This is a genomic window from Sphingobacterium thalpophilum (genome assembly GCF_038396785.1).
Lineage (GTDB): Bacteria > Bacteroidota > Bacteroidia > Sphingobacteriales > Sphingobacteriaceae > Sphingobacterium > Sphingobacterium thalpophilum_A.
In genome coordinates this window covers 2,186,365-2,207,748 of sequence record NZ_CP151087.1, presented here as the reverse complement: position 1 = coordinate 2,207,748, position 21,384 = coordinate 2,186,365, and the positions used below count along the sequence as shown (strand labels likewise).

16 protein-coding genes are annotated in these 21,384 nt (G+C 42.8%); 13 read left to right on the top strand and 3 right to left on the bottom strand.

The window, feature by feature from the left end:
- Nucleotides 1–77 precede the first annotated feature (77 nt).
- The 7 genes from AACH28_RS09880 to AACH28_RS09850 all read left to right on the top strand — a co-directional run bounded on the left by AACH28_RS09880 (nt 78) and on the right by AACH28_RS09850 (nt 11,277).
- A complete protein-coding gene (locus AACH28_RS09880) occupies nt 78–3,620 on the top strand; it encodes a TonB-dependent receptor (protein WP_341832834.1) in 3,543 nt (1,180 codons plus the stop codon).
- 20 nt (nt 3,621–3,640) lie between these two features.
- Nucleotides 3,641–5,422 (top strand): RagB/SusD family nutrient uptake outer membrane protein, encoded by a 1,782-nt coding sequence (locus AACH28_RS09875; RefSeq protein ID WP_341832833.1) that lies wholly within the window; start codon nt 3,641–3,643, stop codon nt 5,420–5,422.
- 1 nt (nt 5,423) lies between these two features.
- Nucleotides 5,424–6,350 (top strand): sugar phosphate isomerase/epimerase, encoded by a 927-nt coding sequence (locus AACH28_RS09870; protein WP_115049872.1) that lies wholly within the window; start codon nt 5,424–5,426, stop codon nt 6,348–6,350.
- 25 nt (nt 6,351–6,375) lie between these two features.
- Nucleotides 6,376–8,073, top strand: a complete 1,698-nt coding sequence (locus AACH28_RS09865) for a right-handed parallel beta-helix repeat-containing protein (RefSeq protein WP_341832832.1) — start codon at nt 6,376–6,378, stop codon at nt 8,071–8,073.
- Nucleotide 8,074: 1 nt separating this feature from the next.
- A complete protein-coding gene (locus AACH28_RS09860; protein WP_070566352.1) occupies nt 8,075–9,223 on the top strand; it encodes a YdcF family protein in 1,149 nt (382 codons plus the stop codon).
- A 5-nt stretch (nt 9,224–9,228) separates the two neighbouring features.
- Complete coding sequence (locus tag AACH28_RS09855) at nt 9,229–10,101, top strand: phosphodiester glycosidase family protein (protein ID WP_070566350.1); 873 nt, start codon at nt 9,229–9,231, stop codon at nt 10,099–10,101.
- Nucleotides 10,102–10,197: 96 nt separating this feature from the next.
- Entirely contained in the window at nt 10,198–11,277 is a 1,080-nt protein-coding gene (locus AACH28_RS09850; RefSeq protein ID WP_070566347.1) for an SGNH/GDSL hydrolase family protein, read from the top strand.
- A gap of 349 nt (nt 11,278–11,626) precedes the next feature.
- On the opposite strand, the gene AACH28_RS09845 is transcribed toward AACH28_RS09850, so the two are convergent.
- Entirely contained in the window at nt 11,627–12,268 is a 642-nt protein-coding gene (locus AACH28_RS09845; RefSeq protein ID WP_341832831.1) for a type 1 glutamine amidotransferase domain-containing protein, read from the bottom strand.
- A 218-nt stretch (nt 12,269–12,486) separates the two neighbouring features.
- Between AACH28_RS09845 and AACH28_RS09840 the strand changes: the two genes are divergently transcribed.
- Nucleotides 12,487–12,933, top strand: a complete 447-nt coding sequence (locus tag AACH28_RS09840) for a nuclear transport factor 2 family protein (RefSeq protein WP_341832830.1) — start codon at nt 12,487–12,489, stop codon at nt 12,931–12,933.
- Between the two features lie 1,023 nt (nt 12,934–13,956).
- Here the strand turns inward: AACH28_RS09840 and AACH28_RS09835 are convergent.
- Nucleotides 13,957–14,415: a hypothetical protein gene (locus tag AACH28_RS09835; protein ID WP_070566342.1), complete on the bottom strand. Its 459-nt coding sequence runs from the start codon at nt 14,413–14,415 to the stop codon at nt 13,957–13,959.
- Between the two features lie 359 nt (nt 14,416–14,774).
- Between AACH28_RS09835 and AACH28_RS09830 the strand changes: the two genes are divergently transcribed.
- Nucleotides 14,775–15,221, top strand: a complete 447-nt coding sequence (locus AACH28_RS09830; protein WP_201639619.1) for a nuclear transport factor 2 family protein — start codon at nt 14,775–14,777, stop codon at nt 15,219–15,221.
- 167 nt (nt 15,222–15,388) lie between these two features.
- Here AACH28_RS09830 and AACH28_RS09825 read toward each other — a convergent pair whose 3' ends face one another.
- Nucleotides 15,389–15,685: a hypothetical protein gene (locus AACH28_RS09825; RefSeq protein ID WP_341832829.1), complete on the bottom strand. Its 297-nt coding sequence runs from the start codon at nt 15,683–15,685 to the stop codon at nt 15,389–15,391.
- A 217-nt stretch (nt 15,686–15,902) separates the two neighbouring features.
- Here AACH28_RS09825 and AACH28_RS09820 point away from each other — a divergent pair, with 217 nt between their 5' ends.
- The 4 genes from AACH28_RS09820 (at nt 15,903) to pgi (ending at nt 21,320) form a co-directional block, all read left to right on the top strand.
- The gene (locus AACH28_RS09820) at nt 15,903–16,349 is read left to right on the top strand and encodes a nuclear transport factor 2 family protein (RefSeq protein ID WP_201639618.1); all 447 of its coding nucleotides are present in this window, start codon (nt 15,903–15,905) and stop codon (nt 16,347–16,349) included.
- A 230-nt stretch (nt 16,350–16,579) separates the two neighbouring features.
- Nucleotides 16,580–18,424 carry a hypothetical protein gene (locus AACH28_RS09815; protein WP_341832828.1) on the top strand — a complete coding sequence of 615 codons (1,845 nt, stop codon included), beginning with the start codon at nt 16,580–16,582 and terminating at the stop codon, nt 18,422–18,424.
- Nucleotides 18,425–18,734: 310 nt separating this feature from the next.
- Nucleotides 18,735–19,610 (top strand): AraC family transcriptional regulator, encoded by an 876-nt coding sequence (locus AACH28_RS09810; protein ID WP_034722848.1) that lies wholly within the window; start codon nt 18,735–18,737, stop codon nt 19,608–19,610.
- Nucleotides 19,611–19,673: 63 nt separating this feature from the next.
- Nucleotides 19,674–21,320, top strand: coding sequence for a glucose-6-phosphate isomerase (gene pgi / locus AACH28_RS09805; protein WP_341832827.1), 1,647 nt, complete (start codon nt 19,674–19,676; stop codon nt 21,318–21,320).
- Nucleotides 21,321–21,384 lie beyond the last annotated feature (64 nt).

Below are 21,384 nucleotides of genomic sequence, written 5' to 3'. Positions count from 1 at the left end.
GAATGCAATTTAATAAAAAAAAATTGATCGGACCGACCCTATTATGTCAGGTAAGATCCCAGAAAATACCAATTTCTATGAAATTGTCATTAGCAATTCCTCTCTTATTCGCAGCCAATTTACAGCTGCACGCATTTTCTTTTGGCCAGACCGTCAATCTGAAGCGGAACAATGTGAAGGTGAGTGCTGTTTTGAAAGAACTGCAGAAGCAAAGCGGATACAACATTTTTTACAACGAATCGCTGATCGCAAAAGACGACCGTATCAGCGTCAGCTACCACAATATCGCTTTTGAAGAAGCCCTGAAAGATCTGTTGACAAAGCTGCAGTTATCTTATGTCAAAGCGGATAAAAATATTGTCTTGAACAAAAGAACGGATCAGGCTGTTCGCCAAACCTCGGTTACGGAGGCTCCGCAGCTATACCCGGTCAACGGAGTGGTCAAAGACGATCAGGGTCGACCCTTGGACAATGTTACGGTCAGCGAAAAAGGCAAAAAGGAGAAAACCCTCAGCCGGGAGGATGGCAGTTTTCAGATCCAGGTCAGCAGCCCTGATGCCATACTTGTATTTACTATGGTTGGCTATCAGCCGCTGGAAATAGCGCTGGCACAGCAGTCAACATTGCGTGTGACCATGAAGCCGGCCATCAATGCGATGGAAGAAGTGGTCGTCGTGGGCTATGGTGTGCAGAAAAAAGCCAACCTGACGGGTGCCGTATCACAGGTCAATGCCGATGATATCGCGTTGCGTCCAAGTGCCAATATAGCAGGTACGCTCCAGGGGCTTATGCCGGGCTTGAATATACAGCTCAATAACGGCGATCCATCCAAAACACCTGATATCAATGTGCGGGGATTCAATTCCATCAATGAGGGCGGCCCGCTGGTATTGATCGACGGGATCGAAGGGAATATCACACGGGTTAATCCCAACGATATTGAAAGTGTTTCCGTCCTGAAAGATGCTGCGTCCGCGGCCATTTATGGAGCCCGTGGTGCTTTTGGTGTTATCTTGGTGACCACGAAAAAAGGAAAGGCAGGAACCGTGAAGGTGGATTATGTCAATAATTTCGCCTGGACTACACCGGCCTCCCGTACCGATTATATCTCCGATCCTTATGTCTACGGGAAAACAGTAGATGCCGCACTGTATGGCTATAACGGTAGTTCCTATACACGCTACAATCCAATGGACTGGGAAGCGATCAAAATGGTGGCTGCAGGTGAGATTGCGCCCTTTCATGAGAAGCAGGCAGACGGAACCTATAAATTTTTCTATAAGACCAACTGGTGGGATTACCTATTTAAAAAATATCAGCCCTCCAATTTCCATAATATCGCCATTTCAGGTGGTAGTGAAAAGTTGAAAGCCTATCTCTCCGGACGTGTATTCAAAAGGGAAACAATCAACAATATCAATGACGATGCGGATATGGACCGCCAGAATATGAAATCCAATCTGGTATTCACGCCCAACAGTTGGTTGGAAATTTCGAACAATACGCAGTTTATCAACGAAAAGGATAAAGAATATGGGGGGTATACCAATGGTCTGGGGGGACTTTGGAGTACAACCACCTGGTATAATCTGATGCCTTTTTACCCCAATTTTGTTGACGGTATTCCAACGGATATCGGTGTGGGTACTGGCGGTCAGGGAGCTAATGCAGGACTGGAGTCGGGAAAAAGCTGGGAGGTGCGCAATAGTGAAGAATTTACAAATACTTTTCGTGTCCTGCTTAAGCCACTGAAAGGCCTACAGGTAAATTTTGATTATAGCAACCGCATCGAAAACTTTTCACGGAGCACACGCCTCAACCCGTTCAGTTACTATTCGGGCAACAAACTCAATTATACAACTGCAGGGCTCAACCGTCTGACAGAATATCGCTGGAAAGACAAGTATAATGCGATGAACCTGTTTGCGACCTACGAAAAAAATGTAGCGCAAAAGCATCAGTTCAAATTATTGGTGGGCTACAATCAGGAATCCTTTGACCGGGACCGTATCGCTGGTGCCATGGACAATCTCCTTATCGAAGATCTATCCAATCTCGCGCTGGGAACTTCCATGTACAGCCTGAGCGGAACAGCTGAAAATTGGGCTATCCAGGGCGTGTTTGGCCGTTTTAATTATGCCTACGACAATAAATACCTGCTGGAAATAAATTCACGGTATGATGGTTCTTCACGCTTCCCAAGCGGGAGCCGATGGGGATTTTTCCCCTCAGTTTCATTGGGCTGGCAGCTGGATCGGGAACAGTTTTGGGAATCGATCAAAGGCAGCATACCCAGCTTAAAACTCAGAGCTTCATATGGCAAGCTCGGCAACCAGACTGTAGGGGTCAATACCTTTAAGGAATTGATGACCGTGCAGCAGTTGGCTTGGCTAAATGGGGGCTCCCGTCTTATCGGCGCAAGTACGCCGGCACCGTTGCCGAATGTCGTCACCTGGGAACGGACCAAAAGCATTGACTTCGGTGTTGATCTTGGACTGATCCAGAACAAGCTAAATATCAATTTTGACTGGTATCAAAAGGATGTCGAAGGCATGTATCTTCCGGGACAGCCGCTTCCAGCAGTATTTGGTGCCAGTGAACCCCGAGAAAACTACGCTGCTTTGCGTAATAAAGGTTTTGAAGTCGGGGTAAGCTACCAGGACAAATTTGACCTTGCCGGTTCACCCTTTCGCTTTAACATCGCCGTGAATACCACCAATTTTAAAGGGATTATCACGAAATATAATAATCCGCAGGGCCTGTTGAGCTCCTATTACGAAGGACAGGTGCTGGGGCAGATCTGGGGATACCATATCGACGGACAGTTTCAGTCCGATGCGGAAGCATTGAGTTATCAGAATAGTTTTCAGGATCCACAATTGTCCCTCTCGAAAGTATATAACGATATTCTGAGCGTATCGCAAAATAGTGAGTGGAATATGTTGCGCGGCGGCGATGTGAAATATGTCGATCTCAATGGTGATGGCCGTATCGACAAAGGCGACAATACGCTTACCAACCACGGTGATATTAAACCCATTGGCAATGCCATGCCGAAATTTCCATTTGGTATCAATATGAGCGCTTCCTGGAATAATTTTGATCTCTCGGCGGCTTTTGCTGGTGTTGCCAAACAGGACTGGTATCCGACGGGGGATTTATACTGGGGATCCTATCAGCGCCCATATCTTTCCTTTGTACGCAAAGACCTGGTAGATAATGCATGGACCCCGGAGAAGAAGGGGAACAGGTATCCACAGATCTATCGGGGATACTCTTCCCTGCAGAGCGGAAGGTCGCTATACGAACTGAACGATTATTACCTGACCAATGTTGGGTTTCTGCGGATGAAAAATTTTACGTTGGGCTATACGTTGCCGCAGCAATGGACAAGGCGCTATAAAGTTGAAAAACTACGCTTTTACTTCAGCGGCGAGAATCTGTTGACCTGGAACTTTGGCAATCTGACGAAGTATATAGATCCCGAACAGGCAGGTGCAATGATCAATTATAATTCGCCTGCGAGCGCCAATGATCCTGCGGACTCCTCGGAGCGGGGGCTGCTACGGGACTATCCTATGGGTAAAACCTATTCTTTTGGTTTAATGCTTACGCTTTAATACTTGACAACGCAATGATAATGAAACTTACAACAAACAGCTATAAACTACTTGGTCTGTTGATCTTACTATCGCTGGCAGCTTGTCAGAAAGATTATTTGGACCGTCCTTCGGAGGACCAGGTAGAAGCACCTTATTTTTTCAATACAGCAAAGGATCTGGAGGTTGCCACCAATGATTTTTACGCCTTTCTGCCCAATGAATCCTGGTATACAAACGATGGGAGTTCGGACAATATGATCCCCCTTACGGTGGCCGACCGGATCAAGGGCAATCGAACTGTCCCCGTGGGAAGTGGTTCGGGCGGTTGGTCCTGGAGCCAGTTGCGCAAGATCAATTATTTTTTGGCCAACTACCATAAAGTGCCCGACGCTGCGGCACAAAAGAAATACGGCGGCATAGCCCGTTTTTTTAGAGCAAATTTTTATTACGATAAGGTGAAAACTTTCGGTGACGTGCCCTGGTATGGAAAAGTGCTGACTGCCAAAGATGACGATCTTTTCAAGGCCAGGGATTCACGGCAGCTGGTGATGGATTCCATTATGGCTGATCTGGACTATGCAATCGAAAATATACCAGCCGAAAAACAGCTTAACTTAATCACTAAATACACGGCACTGCTGCTGAAAGCAAGGGTGGCGCTCTTTGAAGGAACGTTTAGAAAATACCATCAGATCGCGGGACATGAAAAGTTCCTGAATGCGGCGGTCAGTGCATCGGCCGAACTGATGAATTCTGGCGCCTATACCTTGTACAGCCAGGGCGGAGCAGATCAAGCCTATCGGAATCTGTTTGCCCGCAATAATCAGGATCAGGTGGAGACTATCCTTGCCATTGATTTTGAATTGGGCATGCGTGTGCATGGCCTTGGCTATTCCTTTACCTCGGCAACTTCGGGAGCCTACGGGATCGCCAAAGATATGATCAATAGCTATCTGATGAAGGATGGGAGCCGCTTTACCGATAGAACAGGTTACAAGACCATGGAATTCTATCAAGAAATGCAGAATAGAGATCCAAGGCTTACACAGACAACAGCGGGGCCAGACTTCCGAGCTAACGGCGAAACAGCGAATGAGCCTGTCAACTTGACGATCACCACGACAGGCTACCGTCTGATCAAGGCATTGCCGGATAAATTGCAATGGGGCGTATCGGCCTCCTATTTTGATGTCATCTTATTCCGTTATGCGGAGGCACTGCTGATCAATGCCGAAGCAAAAGCCGAACTTGGGACGATCAGTCAAAGCGACCTTGACTTGACGGTCAATAAGTTGCGTAGCCGTGCGGGGATGCCGATGCTATCCCTCGCTGAAGCGAATGCTAACCCTGACCCCTATCTGCTGGCCGTGTATCCCAATGTTGATGCTGGTGCATTCAGGGGAGTTCTTTTGGAAATACGGCGCGAAAGACGGATCGAATTGTTCAACGAAGGACAGCGCTGGGATGACTTAATGCGATGGAAAGCCGGATCCAAACTGAATCAGCCTATTGTCGGGGTTTATTTTCCCGGTATCGGAGCTTATGATTTTACAGGAGATGGCAAGGCGGATGTGTATGTCCATACAGGTAATACATCGGGTGCACCGGGTACGGTGACCACCTTGATCAATATCAATCAGCGGACACTTTGGGACCCAGTTTCGAATACACAGAATGCCAATAAGGGGTCACTTGATCCATTTTATCAACGGGGTAAGTTTGATGAAAAACGTGATTACTATGCACCGATCCCAATCGAAGATATCAAGTTAAACCCAAATTTGAAACAAAATCCTGAATGGGAGAAATTATACAGATAACATGAAACAACTTATTTTTATTTCGATCCTCTGTTATCTTTTGATCCCTGGATATACGTACTGTCAAAAACAGGATCGGCCTGATTATGCCGTTGGCTACTCTCTTGATATCCGGAAGATAGCATTTGAAAAGCTAAAAGCAGACAAAGAAGCTGGTATGGATTATATAGAGATTGCAGGTCTCGGAAGCTTCGTCAATGCAGACCTCAGTTTAAAAATCCCGCAGGCTGAATGGTTGCTTAAATGCGATTCGTTGGCCATTGTACTGAAAAAAGCTGCGGTGAAGGTATGGTCTATCCATATGCCCTTTTCCGCCAAAATAGATATCTCTACGCTGGACGAACAGCAGCGGCAGCAGGTGATGCGAATGCATTTGCAGCTACTGGAAGGTCTTTACCGTCTTCATCCGCAGGTGATTCTGTTTCACCCATCCTATTATCTCGAACCCAACAGACGCGAGGCCCGCAAGGAGCAGCTGGTACGTTCTGTCAATGAGTTGTACACGGCGGTATCGGGGGCAGGGCTTCAACTCGTCATCGAAAATATGCTCGGGCCTTCGCTGACGGTAGGGGAGCGGGAACGACCCCTACTGCGGACCGTAGAAGAATGTCAGGAACTTTTTGCCCGCTTTCCTGATCAGGTTGGCATTGCAGTGGATATGAACCATATTGCACATCCCGAGCGGCTGCTTTTGGCTTTTGGACCGCGCGTCAAGACGCTTCATGTCGCGGATGGGGATGGAACAAAGGAAAGTCACTACCTGCCTTGTAATGGTAAAGGGCAGAATGACTGGAATACCATATTGGCCGCACTGGAAAAAATTAAATATAAAGGTGTATTCATGTTTGAGTGTCATTATGAAACCACAGCCCAGCTGATTGAATGTTACCGTCAGCTGCAGCAGATTTATAGCAACACAAAACAATAAGTAGGTTCAAAAAACATTGATTATAATGAAAAAATCGTTATATATTTTTATGGTTCTTTTGTCTGCCTTAGGCATACAGAGCTGTAAAAAAGATAAAATCGAAATTGAGCAGCGGCTCCTGGTCGATCGGGATTATATGGAGGTCGGCAGTAGGGCCGATACCTATCAGTTGGACATCTTGGCGAATGCAACGATTACCGTCAGTAGCGACAAAGACTGGATCAAACTGGATAGTACGGTGTATCCCAAAGGGAAAAATAAGATCCGGTTTTCTGTTTCGAAAAATTCGGAGGATGAACGTTCGGCGACTTTGCTGCTCAGGCTGAACGATAATGTATCGCAGGAGATCTTGATTTTGCAGGAATCCGGAAAAGTGCCCGTTTTTTATGTGACTCCCGCAGGTAAGGGAGATGGCAGTTCGTGGAGTAGTGCTACAGATCTCGATCAGGCACTCGAAAAAGCAACGACAGGCAGTACCCTATTCTTGGCCGAGGGAACCTATATTCCAACTAGAACCATTCGCAATGGTGATGTGAATGAGGAATCCGATAAAACCATAGAGATCGCAAAAAATGTCAGCCTAATAGGCGGATACGCGGCCAATGTCAAACCTGGAGATCAGCCCAATCCGGCCTTGTATAAAACCATCTTTCAGGGGAAGCTTTCCAGTGGAAAATCGGTGTTTCACACAGTCACAGTGACGGCAACCCCGGATCCTGAAAATCAGGTTATGCTGGAAAATATCAGCATCAAAGGGGGAAATGCCACCGACCGCAGTGCCAGTACAACGATCGATAACGTAAAATTCAGCCGTGGCCAAGGTGGCGGTATGTTAATTGGTATGGCCAGGGTTCTGCTCAAAAATGTGGAGGTGATTGATAATAAAGCGACCGCAGATAAGGGAACTGCAGGTTTTGCTGCCGGCATCTATGCGTTTTCAGGTGCCCAGCTCAGGTTGGAAAATTGTCGCATCAACAATAATAGCAACAGCGGAAATAACGGTGGCGGACTATGGATCGCCGATGGGTCACTGATTGCCTACGATAGCCAGTTTAATCACAATAGTGCCAAAGGCACCGCAGGGGGCTTACACGCTTATCCAAATGCAGCTATTACACTCTATAATTGTGAGGTGGTTGGCAATTCAAATACATCCTATGGAGCAGGGGTTTATCTGCGTGAAAAATCAAAAGGGGTATTTGTTAATTGCCTGCTGGCTGAAAATTCAAGTACATCAGCCAACGGCGGTGGCGGACTGATGCTGTATGATAACTGTCAGGCAGACGTAATCAGTACAACCATTACCAAGAATGCCGTTGTTGGTCCCGGCGGAGGTGTCTATCGCCGCAGCAATGTCAACAACTTGACTTTGATCAATTCAATCGTTTCGGGCAATATTCAGGCGGGCAGTTCAAGCGATGTTGATGCTTATTCGGATAACATTGCTGTTGTTCCATTAATCCAGCACACTGTTGCTACGAAGGCGGTGTATGGCGCTGATGGAAGCATTGTTCCAAAGCTAAGCTTTGAACCTGCGACCATGCTGAATCCGGATTACCTGCCCATCGGTGCCGAAAATCCGTCCATGAGTTATGGTTTAAGCTCATCCGGATTGCTGGAGCTTGCCAAGAAATATAAGCCGGCATTGGACGATAGTCGCATGCAACAAGATATCAATAATAACCCGCGCTCTTCTACTTGGATGGGTGCAAAAGTGAAATAAGATGAAACAATTAAGCTGTTTATTTATCCTTACCCTTCTTCTATTAGGCAACAGCCGAGCTGCTGAGCACAAGAATATCCTGCTATTATTGGGTTCAGCCGATCCTGAGGTATTGGCCCAGCGGGTAGATGTTGCTGCCCAGCTCTACCATATCCGGCCGATGGATGCTATTGTGGTGTCTGGAGGTTGTGGTGCGCACGGTTCCAAGATTTGTGAAGCTTCGTCCATGGCGCTGCAATTGGTCAGCAAGGGGGTACCTGCGGCATTGATCTTCAAGGAGGAAAACTCCAAGACGACGGTGCAGAATTATATTTTCAGCAGACGCCTCAAAAATAACGCTGGAGAGCGAATCATCCAGCCTGGAGATACGGTGTATGTTGTTTCCAACCACTGGCATGCGATCGCTGTTGCTGCACGCCTGGAAAAATACGATGGGGTGACAGCGAAATTTTTTATTGAAGGTGCTATTCAGCCCAAAAAGGAAGACCGTCTTGATTATGGCGGAATATTTAACGCTTACGATGACAACCATCTTTTTACGTTAAAAGGCACCTGGCTGACACCGGAAGCGGTATGGACAAAAAAAGACAGCACCTATTATCTCACACAGGATATGGTCTACACAACGGATGTAGCTAACACAAGCTATAGTGTCAGTCCAGTGGAGAAGCTGTTTCCTTTTCTGAAAGGGAGTTCAGAGTTTAATCCACCGATATATATTGACGACGTGGTCGTATGGTACATCCTCTTTGATGGCTATTGCCGTAAAGTTTCAAAAAAAGATTTTAAGGTGCTGGATGAACAACCGATTCAGAAATGGCTGACGCTGCCAGACACATTGAACTGGAGCCAAATCAATACAGGGTATATCCAGGGAAAATCATTGGTATTGATCGGAAAGGACAAGGTGCTATTGGCGGAGCGAAAAGGAAAGGCCTTTCAGTATGAGCGGGAAACTGTGCCGCAACACTATTTTGCCAACTGGCCCTATAGCTGGGGGACGGGCAACGTAAGTGCGGCAAGATTACTGCCATCAGAAAACAAGGTCGTCTTTTACCGCAATATGGAATCGGCCGTATACACTATTAACCAGAAAACAATTGAAAAAGTGGTTCCATTAAAATTAAAGTGGATCGGCGAAATAAAGTAAAACAGATGAAAAGAAATTTTATATATAGCTTATTGCTGCTTTTTCTTGTTATTTCATGCAAGAAAAATGAGGGCGGAACGCAGCTGCCCTATGACTACAGTATTCCCCAGGAAGAAAACTTGGCGGAGATTATCAATACGGCAGCTTGGAATACAAAAACGGTTGCTGACGGTGTGCTGTGGAAATATTACCAATTTCCACGGATATTTGAATCCAAACAATATGTCAATGTATTTGAGATCGATCTGAAGAAAGGCATGCAGCTGGAAATTCCCTATGTGAAGACCGGATTTCTAAAAACAAGTGCTGCCGCGACGGCTAAGGGCGCTTTGGTGGCATTTAACGGCAGTTACTTTAATACCAGTACAGGCGGATCAACCGTATTTTTCAAATACGATGGCCAGGTAATCAATCAGACTGTGAATGGATTTAATAGCTACCGTGAAAATGGTGCATTTACCTTTACGGGGCAAAGCTATCAGATTGTGCCGAAACCCGCAGGAGGCTGGGGGACGCTGAGCGCCACCGCTGCACTGGCTGGCGGCCCGTTATTGATGCAGAATGGTCAGGTGCTGGAGCAGTTGAATGTAGATTTCAATACCAGCAGACATCCCCGTACAGCAGTGGGGCTTACCAAGGACAATAAACTTATTGTAGCTGTTATTGATGGCCGCTCATCACAATCACAGGGACTGACGATACCCCAGCTGGGCGAGTTAATGGCTGCCTTGGGCTGCACTTCCGCGTTAAACTATGATGGTGGCGGTTCCTCCACAGCTTGGGTGAAGGGCGAAGGCGTGGTTAACTATCCTTCAGATAATGGAAAGTTTGACCATGAAGGTGAACGCGCTGTAGCTACGGTATTTACAGTGAAATAAATTCGATACCTTTATAAGTAGATGGCCATCTTATGGATAATATGAGATGGCCACTATTCAATTAGAATCATTTCTATTGCTATTAATTGAAACATCATGAGAAAAAAGACAAGTATCCTATTTTTCCTCCTTCTTGTTTGTGGCTCAGTATCTTTATACGCCCAGCAGGTTATTTCGTCGGCCAAATTTGAGCTGCAGGGAAGAGCTTTTGAAAACGCACCAAAATTTCATCGGATAGATACAGCGAAGTACAGGCAACTTCCTGCTGCGGTAAAGAAATTATATACCCATGCTGCAGGAATGTTTATTACGTTTAAGAGCAATACGAGCAAATTATCTTTACGATGGAAGACGGCGGATGCGGCGCTAGGCAATAATTCCACGCCGATTATGTCACGGGGTTTTGATGTATATGTAAAAGAGCCCAGTGGGTGGCGCTTTGCAGGGGTAGCTCGTCCCGATCTGAACATGGCGGAAAGTAAAGCTACGCTTGTTGAAGATATGGCGAAAACAGAAAAAGAATTTCTTGTTTACTTTCCCTTGTATAAAGAGCTATTGGATTTTGACCTGATTATTGATGACAAAGCCACCTTTGTTGGTACCAGACAGTCTTTTAACAAAAAGGTCGTGATTTATGGTTCCAGCATCGTCCATGGTGCTTCCGCAAGCCGCCCGGGATTAGCTTATCCAGCGCAATTAGGGCGGCGGTTGAACGCCAATGTGATCAACATGGGCGTGAGTGGCAATGCCCGGATGGAGCCTGCCGTGGCTGATATGCTATGTGATATTGATTCTATGGGTCTACTCATCATGGATTGTGTGCCAAATAGTAGTCCCGAAGAAGTCAAAGAACGAACGTTTAATTTTGTGAAACGGATTCGTAAATCCCATCCTCAGGTACCCATATTGCTGATAGAGAGTATTACCCGTCAGGTCGGCAATTATAATTTAAAATGGAGCGCGCAATTGACCGAGCAGAATAAGAATTTTAAGCTACAGTATGAAAGACTGCTACAGGCAGGTTACAAAAATTTGTATTACATACCTACAGACCATTTGATAGGTGATGATTCGGAAGGAACAGTGGATGGCACCCACCCTACAGATGTGGGATTTGAAAGGATGCTTAAAATAATCGGGCGTAAAGTAGAGGCGATTCTAGAAAATAGTCCGTAAATCTTCACCAGCTTTCCACTACTACTCCGGGAGTAATCGCTGACTTTCAGAAATACGCAGACATCTAATCGTGTCAGTTTGCAGAAGCAGGGACGTATTTGTAAACCCCTTAGAAGCCAAAAAAAGGGCCTGATTCTCATCAGACCCTTTCTGTTAGCGTTTAATTGTACAGTAAATATTGGACAGACCCTATGGTTTTCAAAAGGCAATGTTTTTATTTTTGGGGTGTACCTTATTCAGCTAATGCTTTGACGATGGCTATGCCTACAGCTTTGGCTGATTGCGGGTTTTGCCCAGTGATCAATCTGCCGTCAATAGTGACATGGGACTGCCAAGGTTCGGATTTTTCTTAAATCCCACCTATTGCTTTTAGTCTATCTTCTAGTAAAAAGGGAACAACATTGCTGAGCTTGACAAGCTCTTCTTCTTCGTTGCTAAAGCCATTAACTTTTTTCCCTTTTATCAAATATTCGCCGGTGCTCAGTTTGATGTTGGTTAAGCCTGCAGGTCCATGACATACAGCTGCAATGACCCCATTTGCCTCATATATCTTGGTGGCAATCTTTGCGATTGATGGGTCGAAAGGCAGATCCCACATCGCACCATGTCCTCCGGCGTAAAAGATGGCTTTGTATTCTTCAGGTTTTACCTGAGAAGGTTTGAGTGAATGGGTGATTTTATTGTGGTAGTATTTATCCTCCCAGAATTTTTTGTTAACGGGATCATTTAGGTCAAATCCATCCACAGGTGGATTTCCGCCCTGTGGGCTAACAAAATCAATCTCATATCCGGCAGCTGTTAAAACCTCCCATGGATGCGAGACTTCCCCGAGATAATAACCTGTTTTTTCGCCTGTATTGCCTTTTGTATCGTGACTAGTCACTACGAATAGAATTTTTGGTTTTCGGTTTGTTGCATAGCAATGCGTTACTATTAAGATTAATAAAGCCGAAAATATTCCTATTTGCCTAAAGAGTTGTTTTGCTTTCATATTGCTTTGATTTTCTTCTTGTTGGAACAAATTTCTTGATTTTGTATGGTAATTTACCGTGACCTACATCACAAAATTAAAATTCACCTCCCCATTCCTGCCATTCACCGAGTTTTTGTGAGCGTTGGTCTAAAGATCATAGGCTTGGGGCCTATTGTGTTGTAGTTTTGAGTCAACAAATAAGAACAGATAAACTAACAATATAAAATAAAGACATTATGAACTCATTAGTAAAAACATTCGCAGTGGCAGCCTTAATCACAGTATCAACTTTCGCTATGGCAGCTGAAGGACCGGGAACAAAATCGGCAAAAGCAAACGTTAACCTTTCCACAGCGGACTTGGCTTTAGATCACTACGTTGCGGTAACGACAGAGGGAGAATCAGCAGGAGTAGAGCAGTTGTTTGCAGCTGATTTCAATCAAAAGATTCAAGCTACCAATGCGCAGTCTAACAGCCGTAGCGAAGTGATTAAATCCTTGAAAAAACAAAAAGGCGAAAAGCTGAACTGTACAGTAAGCACTGATATCATCGAGGAATCTGCAGACTACATGGTGGCTAAAGTAACCTTAAAATTTGAAAACTTCACCAAGACTGATCTAGTTACCTTGGAGCGTGTAGGCAATGACTGGAAAGTTTCCAAATCAATCAATTCGTATAAGTAGAAGCCATCTCAAATAAATATATATGTTGTAGAGCCATATCGGAAGATGTGGCTTTTTTGTTTTGGCGTATAGACAACATCCATGGTAAAGAGATATGTCTTTTTTTTGCCTTTTATCAAATTTTTGATCTTAAAAGAAGGGTAGCTTTGGGATATTAAATAAATCAATTATGAAAAAGCATAGTTTCTTAATGGAAAGACTAGTAAGATATAAAGCGTTTATTAATATCATTACAATATTGCTTTTGTTGCTTTTACCTCTACCGGGTGAAAAGTTTACGCTCCTTTTTTTTATGGTGTTATTTCTTGCTCTATTTCAATTTTTTACTTGCCTGAATTATGTTGATTTCATCAATATGTGGGACTTAGTTGTTCAAGCTCTACTGGCGGTTATTTATATTATAATCTGTACAACAGTTTTACTGCATTCGTTATATATCATAAAAAGAAGACTGGGAACTACATTAGATAGGATATTTTCGATAGTTATAGGGATAGCAGGTCTTTATAGCCTACATGCTGTCCTACAATACCCGGATATGTTTTCTTTTGCTTGGCTTGCATTATTTTTCATTTTCAATATAATGAGATGGATGCTTATAACAAAGGCTGATTATTAGCGGATGATATGCTTATTGGAGCAAATAAAGGATCCCGAAAACTAGGGGGCAGTACTTTTTCAGTTTAGTTTAGAAGCCAGATCCTGAAATCTGGCTTTTTACGTCAAAAGGGTCTGATTCTCATCAGACCCTTTCTCTTAGCGTTTACTTGTACAGCAATTTTTATGTTTCCTATCGTTTCCTCTTTTTTGTTTCGTCATCCAATGTTTTTTAAGACAATTGGATTTTCACTGTACGACGCCAATTTTATGTTGAACCTTTCCTTCGAAAGATAGCTTGGAGCCGCTTTGTATTATAAGAACAATTGCCATTTCCAAATAGTTTTATCGGAGTAAATTTTTTTGATAACTTGTATTGGCTTATTTATACTGTATGAAGATCTTGCCTTCCTTTTTCATTTCAATTTATTTCTCCCATTCGTTTCTGTCTGGATACATCTTGAGATCTTTGAATTCGTCAAAATCATTAAATAATTTAATACCTTTTAACAAACGAGTTCCATCTCGATCGGATTGCTTGAATGCTATTAATGCAAAGCGTTGATCGATCTTTTTACTTTGTATTTCAAATAAAACCTGAGATGAATTAACATTTATGCAAAAGGCTGAAACTGTGGCTCCTTTTAAAATAGTGTTCGTAGAATGGCTCCGTAAATAATCGACTATAGATCCTGATGAATCGATTTCTTTATACAGCATATCTTCGAAAGCTAATTTTTTCTCAATTGATATTGCTTCCCAAGGATATTCTACAAAGGCTGTTGTAGGATTTTCGATAATAAAATCCTCAATTATTTTAGTGTCAACTCCCGCTAGGTGGATTCTTTTAGGTTCTTCTGGCAATTCCTCACTATCTTCTATCATTATACCTCCTGTGGGAAATAAAAACAGTCCATTTTCGAGTTGAATATTTAATCTTAAGGCCAGCCATTCTTTTAAATTCTGACCATTTGTATTTAGAAATTCCTGGGCGTGCTGCTGAATCTGTGCGAAATATGTTTGACTGGGGTTAACTTGTGGAAGCTTTTGCTATTAAAGATAGCTGTTATAGTCTGATTATCGAAAATTCAATGCTTTATTCTAAACCCTTTCCTCTCCCCATTACCGCCATTCACCGAGTTTTCCTGATCGTTGGTCTAAAGGCCATAGGCTAGGGGTCTATTGTGTTGTAGTTTTGAGTCAACAAATAAGAACTAAAAACTAACACTATAAATAAAGACATTATGAACACGCTAGTAAAAACATTCGCAGCAGCAGCTCTAATCGCAGTATCAACTTTCGCTATGGCAGCTGAGGGACCTGGAGCAAAAGCAACAAAAGCAAACGTTAACCTTTCTACAGCAGACTTGGCACTTGATCACTATGTTGCGGTCACTACGGAGGGCGAATCAGCAGGAGTAGAGCAGTTGTTTGCAGCTGATTTCAATCAAAAGATTCAAGCTACCAATGCGCAGTCTAACAGCCGTAGCGAAGTGGTTAAATCCTTGAAAAAGCAAAAAGGGGAAAAGCTGAACTGCACAGTAAGCACAGACATCATTGAGGAATCGGCAGACTATATGGTGGCTAAAGTGACCTTGAAATTTGAAAACTTCATCAAGACTGATCTGGTTACCTTGGAACGTGTGGGCAATGACTGGAAAGTATCCAGATCGATCAATTCGTATAAATAGAATTTAAATAATTAGTGGTTTGCCAGTAATAAAAGACAAACCACTAGTGAATCATATGTTTATTTATGGCCACGTCGAGAGATGTGGCTTTTTTATGATTTATCTATTTTTTTAGTTCGGTTTATTATCCTAAATAATCTCGTCAGGGATTTGACTCAACTGTGAAACTAAATAATTAATGGGGCGGTCAATTCAGATTGGTTACAATCGTATTGATCAATAACGCCGTAGATTTCAAACGATGATATATTAAAGCCTTCTTCAATGTCATTATAGTAAATTATTTGATTTCCAAATAAGGCAACCACCCAAAAGCCCCCACTCTCATCTCCAAACGATTTTTCTTGCCACTTATGAGGAGTTACTTTGATGAGATTCCAAAGGTTTAAAGCTTTATAATCCATTGTCAGTTCTGCTTGCGAAATAAGAAGTTCTATTTTGTCAATTGATATCGGTGGCCACATGCACTAAGATAATGAAATTTTGAAATAAATTATCTCTCCCCGAATCTATAGCTTCATTGAATCGTTAATTCGAATGATAACTTTCACCTCCCCATTCCAGCCATTCACCGAGTTTTCCTGAGCGCTGGTCTAAAGTCCATAGGCTAGGGGCCTATTGTGTTGTAGTTTTGAGTCAACAAATAAGAACAAAAAACTAACAATATAAAGTAAAGACATTATGAAAGCATTAGTAAAAACATTCGCAGCAGCAGCCCTAATCGCAGTATCAACTTTCGCTATGGCAGCTGAAGGACCTGGAGCAAAAGCAACAAAAGCAAACGTTAACCTTTCTACAGCAGACTTGGCACTTGCTCACTATGTTGCGATAACTACGGAGGGCGAATCAGCAGGCGTAGAGCAGTTATTCGCAGAAGATTTCAATCAAAAGATCCAAGCTACCAATGCGCAATCTAATAGCCGTAGTGAAGTGATTAATTCCTTGAAAAAACAAAAAGGAGAAAAGCTTAACTGTATAGTAAGCACCGACATCTTAGAAGAATCAGCTGACTATATGGTAGCCAAAGTGAGGTTGAAATTTGAGAACTTCACCAAGACTGACCTAGTTACCTTGGAGCGTGTGGGCAATAATTGGAAAGTATCCAAATCAATCAATTCGTATAAATAGAATTTTACAACTGGTGGTTTGCGGCAAATAAATGACAAACCACTAGTGAATCATATGTTTAAGTTTAGTTTAATAAGCCACGTCGAAAGATGTGGCTTTTTTGTGTTTTATGGTCGCCCATCCGCACAACTTTTCGGTAGTTGTATTCTACCGCTTACATTGGATACTTTTCACTCAAATAGCACTTGAATGAGGTCTAAGTTTGTGTAAGAATTAAAAACAACAACATTATGGCAAAACAATTTCTAATCAAAAAGACAATGGCAGATTTGCGCAACTTATGTGCATGTGAAATTGCCGAATTACAGGATGGTACTTATCTAGGCGTACAACTTCTGGGCTATTACCAAGCAGGAGATACACCAGGTCCTATTGTTTACAGTTTATCAGATACAACGGGTTCAGACGACGGCGGGAGCATCATTGCTGCTGCAGGAATTAAGTTAGAACATAGATTTCTAGAAGCGGTTAACCCGCTTTACTTTGGTGCAAAAGCCGGATTAGATACCGATGCCACCCCTTTTATACAGCAAATTTTTAATTCAGGTTATAGGAGTATAGAAATTACCTGCCAATTACTCGCAGATTCCTATTTGGGGCTGCCAGATGCAACATTACAAAGATATCCTTCGCATCGGATTAGTGGCAAAGGCGGATCGGTACATTTAACCAATAATGTCAATGACGGCTGGATAACATCACAGTCTTCGTTATTAAATCCCGGTTCAACAGGAAATTTGTACACAGGCAAGGTTTTTATCGATAATTTGGTTGTAAGAAATGCCGGCGCGGATATTGGAAACATAATAGATGGGACACCTTTATCCGGTACATTTGTAGATGGGGATCGGATTTATAATGTATTTATAACCAAGTGTTCTTTTTTTAGGGTTAAACATGTTATCAAATCTTATAAAGAAAAGAGGCCCAATGACACAGACGCTTATAAAAACGGGTATTTACAATCTGTTACGATTACGGGTAATATATTTGAACAGGTTGAACGGATAGTTGATGCGGATCGATGCTTTAACTTTACTTTTAAAGATAATATGTGTGAAGGCTGTATATCCGGAATCTGGTTTAAAAATATCGACGGAAAACCTACAGTAAATGTTGCTAGGATTGTAGATAACGTATTTGAAAGTGGTGGAGTTTTTTTGTATTCCGGACCAATAGCCGGCGGAAAAATTTCTGGAAATTATTTCGAGGGTAATAATCAACCTGAGATTAAAACCTACAAAGCCCATTTGTACTTTAAATTCGGAGCGGCAACAAATTACATGGGGTTGGCTATTGATAGTAACAACTTCCAAGCGCACGAAGATCAGAAGATAGATGTGGAGTTTTCCGATATCAAGTTTGACGGAAATTTTACCACAGATGCTGAATATTTAGGGAATGTAAGTATCCGTAACAACAACTCTAATTCCTATTCTCTAGTTGAGCCCCAATCGCGGATTAAATTTTATGAAGGGAATTCAATTACTGCTGATATGTATGCAAGAGCTCGAACGGTGGTGAGTCCTACTCAAAGTCGCATTTCATTTCAACGGAAAAGACAGGAGTTATTGAGCTCAAGCTATCTATCGTCAGATGGCCATGTGATAGCCCGCATAAATATTGCCCGAATCAAAAGTTTGATGGCTAAACAGGAAGAGAGGACTTCGAACGGAACAATTCATATCATGTTATTAGTTAAAACATCAGGAATGATCACAATTGGCGCGACATTAGCGATTGTTGATTTTATAATTATGCCTGCATCAGAAGGAATGGGTTCGGGAGCAATTGATGATATATACTATAAGTTTAAATTGCGAAGTGTATTTAACATCGATGCAGGAAAGCCGATCAATTCGAATTTTACTGCTGCAACAACTAAGGCTCATTTCAATGAGGATACGGCAGCGCTTACAGCTGTTCCGGACGGCGATTTTGTAAAACTAATACTATCTACATATGTAGCACCATCAATCGACAACTTTGGTAAGGCTGACCGACTTCTGTCATTTCAGACAATTCAAATCAATGCCAGCAACAATTCGTATAACGTAGGTTATCCGGTGATTTAAAGAAAATAGGGCTGGTAGACCTACTGGTCGCATTTCTTTAAATTATTACAAGTCATGCGGATTTATTTTTACCTCCCCATTTCCGCCATTCACCGAGTTTTCTTGATCGTTGGTCTAAAGCTCTTAGGCTACTCGTGATCTCTTTTGGAGAAACGAAGGCGGAAGCTCTCAAAGAGGTTATCGAGGGACCTTATAACCCCAGAATATACCCGGCACAATTGCTTGCGCCATCTCAGGGAGAATTATTATTTTTGGTAGACAAAAAAGCAGCAAAATATTTGCACGGCAATATTTAATATAAAAAATAAATATGATCACACATCATCTGAAAGATATTCAGCATAATTCTGAAAGGGCAATCACGCCCTTTCATATTTTTGAATTGGACAGGAATGCACTGGAGGAATATAGGGAACCGCATACAAAAGACCATTTTTGTTTATTATTTGTTAAAAAAGGCAAAATGAAAATGCAGGTAGAGGACCGTCGGTACGATGTGACGGAAAATAACATCTGTGTTATATTTCCTGGACAGCTATCATCAAAAGAACAGATCAGCAGCAACTTTGAGGGCAAGATGATCCTGTTTGATGAAGTGCTGTTCTGTTCGGATATCCTTAAAAATGAGCTGAGTATTTACAATCACAACATTTCTGTCAAACTCAATCATATTGAACTGCCCGTAGCGGAGACCAAGGAAGTAGAGTTGCTGTTGGATCAGATAGAAAAACTATACCATGACCTAACATCGGTAAAGAAAGAACAGGCACGGTTTTACATCAAGATAACGTTACTTAAGCTGGTCGAGTTTGTCCACACGAAGTGGGACAAGAATAAACTGACCAATGAAAATACAAAACTCTATGGGAAATTTTTAGAATTACTGGAGCGGTATTACAAGACAGAACGTACAGTAAGCTGGTATGCGGAAAAATTGCTGATTTCACCCAAAAAATTAAATGAGATCACCAAGAAAACCGCGGGGCTGACCTCGATCGAAACCATCCACGCAAGGATCATGAATGAGATCAAGCAGCTGTTGCTGCTCTCCAGCTATTCCCATAAAGAAATTGCTTTCGAACTTGGCTTCAACTCACCCGCTGCACTTAATAAGTTTGTTAAGGCTAAGCTTGATGAAACACCCACGGACCTGCAGCAGCAATTGGCGCAAATGTATAAGACATAGGTATAAGTTGGTTGCGTGACCGCCGGAGAATTGAACTAGGTTTGTAACATAAATCTTAAACATATGTTACCAACGGTTAATTTAAAAGATACAGCGGCTTTTCAGAAGCTTACGGCACATTTCCAGATGATAAAAGATGTGCAGATCCGCAATTTGTTTATAGAAGATCCCCATCGGTTCTCCACGTTTTCAGTGCAATGGGGCGATGTACTGTTTGATTATTCAAAAAACAGAATTACTGAAGAGACGCTGAACCTTTTGCTGGAGCTGGCAAAAGAGGTGAAACTAGACCAGGCGATTGATAAAATGTTCGCTGGAGACAAGATCAATGCAACGGAGGGCAGGCCTGTTCTGCATACAGCACTGCGCCAGCCAAAAAATGCGGTAGTTACTGTTGATGGAGTGAATATCATACCCCAGGTTCATGAAGTACTGGACCAGATGAAAAATTTCACACAGGATGTACTTTCGGGAAGCTGGACCGGATATACGGGAAAGGCGATAACTGATGTTGTCAATATCGGGATCGGTGGGTCAGATCTCGGCCCCGTCATGGTAACGGAGGCTTTAAAAGCATATAAAACGCCTCTGAATCTGCATTTTGTATCGAATGTCGATGGTACGCACATTTCTGAGGTCTTTAAGCATGTTAATCCTGAAACTACACTTTTTCTTATTGCTTCCAAAACATTTACCACCCAGGAAACGATGGCCAATGCCCATAGTGCGCGTTCTTGGCTGCTTGAGGCGGGGGCTGAAATAAAAGATATCGAAAAACATTTTGTTGCGCTGAGTACGAATGAAGCTGAGGTGGAAAAGTTCGGAATCAATACGCGTAATATGTTTGTGTTCTGGGACTGGGTAGGGGGCAGATATTCATTATGGTCCTCAATAGGACTATCCATCAGTCTTGGAATAGGATATGATAATTTCCAGGCGTTATTGGAGGGTGCCCATGAGGCCGACGAGCATTTTCAGCATGTTCCCTTTGAAAAGAACATTCCGGTAATCATGGCTCTTTTGGGGATCTGGTATATCAATTTTTATGGTGCTGAGACCTTGGGTATTTTTGCGTATGATCAATACCTGCACCGTTTTGCGGCCTATTTTCAACAGGGGGATATGGAGAGCAATGGTAAATATATCGACCGTAACGGTCATGTAGTTGATTATCAGACAGGACCTATAGTCTGGGGCGAACCTGGTACCAATGGACAACATGCGTTTTATCAGTTACTTCATCAGGGGACTAAGCTGATACCTTCGGATTTCATCGCGCCTGCTCAGAGTTTAAATCCGCTGGGAGAACATCATAAAATACTATTGTCCAATTTTTTTGCGCAGACCGAAGCATTGATGAACGGAAAGTCAGCGGAGGAAGTGATAACCGAATTGCAGGGATCAGGAAAATCGGCTGATGAAATCGAGCAGCAGCGTAAATACAAGGTATTTCAGGGAAACCGTCCGACAAATTCATTTTTGCTGAAAAAGATAACGCCAAAATCATTGGGTAAACTGATCGCTCTTTATGAACATAAAATTTTTGTGCAAGGGGTCATCTGGAACATTTTCAGCTTTGATCAATGGGGTGTTGAACTTGGTAAACAATTAGCTAATGCTATCTTACCTGAACTTCAGGAGGATCACCAGGTTCAGGGCCACGACTCATCTACCAATGGGTTGATCAATCAATATAAGTCCTGGCGCTGATTCAGGATAGGTTTTACTCCGAGTATAAAAAGCAGAAGTAATAAACTTCTGCTTTTTATACTTA